Genomic DNA, 2,262 nt, shown 5'->3' with positions numbered 1-2,262 from the left:
CGAGCGCGCGGGCGGTGCGGGCCGTCGCCAGCGCGGCGGCCGGGACGGGGCCGGACAGCCAGTCGCGCAGCAGCGCCGCGTCGCGGGCCAGCCGCCCGGCGAGGAACCCGTTGCCGGGCTGCGCCGCCCACAGCAGGCAGGCCCGCTCGGCGAGGTCCTGGCCGCGCCAGTCCTCGGTCGGCCCGGCCAGCAGCACCCGCCAGGCGGCCCGCTGGACGAGCTCCAGCTCGTCGGGGTCGGCGAGCCGGTCGGCGCCGACGAACACGATGAGGTACGAGCCGTCGGGACGCTGTGCCACGGTCCGGGCCGCCTCGGCCTCCTCGAGGCTCAGCAGCTGCCCGCACCGGAAGACGACCAGCGCGCGGTCGGCCGCCAGCGTCCGGTCCGGCGACTCGACCGCCTCCAGCAGCGGCCGGACGACGGGCGGCGCGCCGGCCGCGGCGACGGTGCGCAGCAGCGGCTCGGCGGCCACGTCCGGGCCGGGCAGCGCCAGCACCGGGCCGCCGGCCTCGGCCGGCAGCGCGTCGGTGAACGCGGTGACAGCCTCCCAGCCCTCGGCGGCGGCCAGCGTCCTCAGGTCCGCGACGAGCGCGGCGTGCGGTTGCGTCATGGTGCACCTACCCTTCGAGCCAGGCGAAGAAGTCCGGGACGAGCGCCCGGTACCACGGGAGCGTGCCGGCCCCGGCCACCGCGGCGAGCTGCTCACGCAGCGCGGAGCGGGTCGGCGGGTCGGCGGCCTCGCCGGCGAAGAACCGCGGCGCGGCGGCGTCGAGCAGCTCGTCGAGGACCGCGAGGTCCTCCCGGGCCGCGGCGATGGAGCGGCCGTTGCTCACCTCGACCGGCCCGTCGGCCAGCTCACCGGGGAACGGCACGGCCGGGGCCTGCGCGTAGACGAGCAGCGCCTGGTCGGCCGCGCCGACCGCCCACCAGCGGTCCGGCGTCGCGAGCCGCAGCGGCTGGCCGGGCCGGCGCTGTGCGGGGCCGGCGAAGCCCGCGTAGGCGGGGCGGCCGAAGCGGCGGGTCGGCAGCGGCAGCGAGCGGCTGTGCTCGGTGGGGATCTCGCCGGCGAACACCGGGTGCGTCTGCAGGCGGCGCCGGGCCTGCGAGTACGGCTGCGGCGGCGGGGTGGGCGGGATCACGGGACCTCCCGGACGATGTCGGTGACGACGGCGGTACCGCCGGCGTCGAGCCAGGCCGCGGAGACGGTGTCCGCGTCGACGAAGTGGCCCGCCTGCCCGGTGCCGGTGTCGTTGATGTAGAAGCCCTGCACGGCGCCGCTCAGCGGGTCGCGGGCGACCCCGGTCACCTGCACGGCGTGGTTGGCCTGGCCGTACTCGTAGTAGCTCGCGTCGTTCCACAGCACACCGGCGTTGGCTCCGATGATCGCGCCGCGGCCCTGCTCGATGGCGTCGGCCATCTCCTCCAGCGAGTCCATCTGCTCGACGTGGGCGGGAATGCCGTAGTCGGCGAGCAGCCGGACCTGCATGTCCGGCGTGGTGCCGCCCGAGTTGGCCGGGTCCGAGTCGACCACGCACTCGCCGTTGACGATGGCGTGCGAGACCACGTCGGCCTCGGTCACCGGGAACCCGAACTCGCGCAGGATGCCCGCGCACGAGCACAGGCCGCAGGTGCCCTGGAAGCCGTACGGGTTGTCGCCCTGCTGGTGCACGCCCTCGGCGAGGCCGGACACGTCGCCGATCGTCACCGAGGCCCGGCCGTCGGGCAGCGTGTCGAGCTGGTGCGGTACCTCCGGCAGCACGTCCGGTGGCAGCGGCACGTCCGGCGGCGGGCCGGGGGGCCAGTCACCGCCCCAGTCGCCGATCCCTGATGGTTCCAAGCGGCTCACCTCCATCCTTTCTCACCGGTGCTGACCCGCCCGCCGCGCCGGCATTACCGATCGCGGCGGGATCTCCTCACCGGGCGAGGTGGCGGGCGACCTTCTCGCAGGCCGAGCGCAGCTGCAGCTGCCAGCCGCGGGGCCGGTAGTTCGTGGCGCCGTCGAGGACGACCCGCCGGAACACCTGCGCCTCGGCCGGCCGCAGCGGTTCGGTGCGCGCGGCGCGGGCCCGCTCGAACGCGGCCGAGATCTCGCCAGGCCCGCCCAGCAGGCCGGGGGCGGTCTGGAACAGGTACACGCGCAGCTTCGGAATGCCGCGGCTGTGCGCGACGGCGGCGGCGACGGCGGTCAGCCCGAGCGGCGCGGCGAGCGCCTCCCACGTCGCCTCCGGCCCGGCCAGGCGGGCGGTGAGCGCCGCGTGCTCG

The 2,262-nt window shown here is 76.9% G+C and carries 4 protein-coding genes; all 4 read right to left on the bottom strand.

Going from position 1 to position 2,262, the window contains the following annotated elements:
* Positions 1–610: hypothetical protein (locus tag ABZS66_RS61395; protein ID WP_354774196.1), on the bottom strand; the 610-nt coding region annotated here is incomplete at its 3' end.
* A gap of 7 nt (positions 611–617) precedes the next feature.
* Complete coding sequence (locus ABZS66_RS61390; protein ID WP_354774194.1) at positions 618–1,139, bottom strand: hypothetical protein; 522 nt, start codon at positions 1,137–1,139, stop codon at positions 618–620.
* Positions 1,136–1,837 carry a hypothetical protein gene (locus ABZS66_RS61385; protein ID WP_354774192.1) on the bottom strand — a complete coding sequence of 234 codons (702 nt, stop codon included), beginning with the start codon at positions 1,835–1,837 and terminating at the stop codon, positions 1,136–1,138. The genes ABZS66_RS61390 and ABZS66_RS61385 overlap by 4 nt, the downstream gene beginning before the upstream one ends.
* A gap of 76 nt (positions 1,838–1,913) precedes the next feature.
* The coding region (locus tag ABZS66_RS61380; RefSeq protein ID WP_354774190.1) for a hypothetical protein at positions 1,914–2,262 on the bottom strand (349 nt) is incomplete at its 5' end.

Source organism: Dactylosporangium sp. NPDC005572 (genome assembly GCF_040605515.1).
Taxonomy (GTDB): Bacteria; Actinomycetota; Actinomycetes; order Mycobacteriales; family Micromonosporaceae; genus Dactylosporangium.
This window is presented reverse-complemented; position numbering and strand designations above follow the sequence as displayed.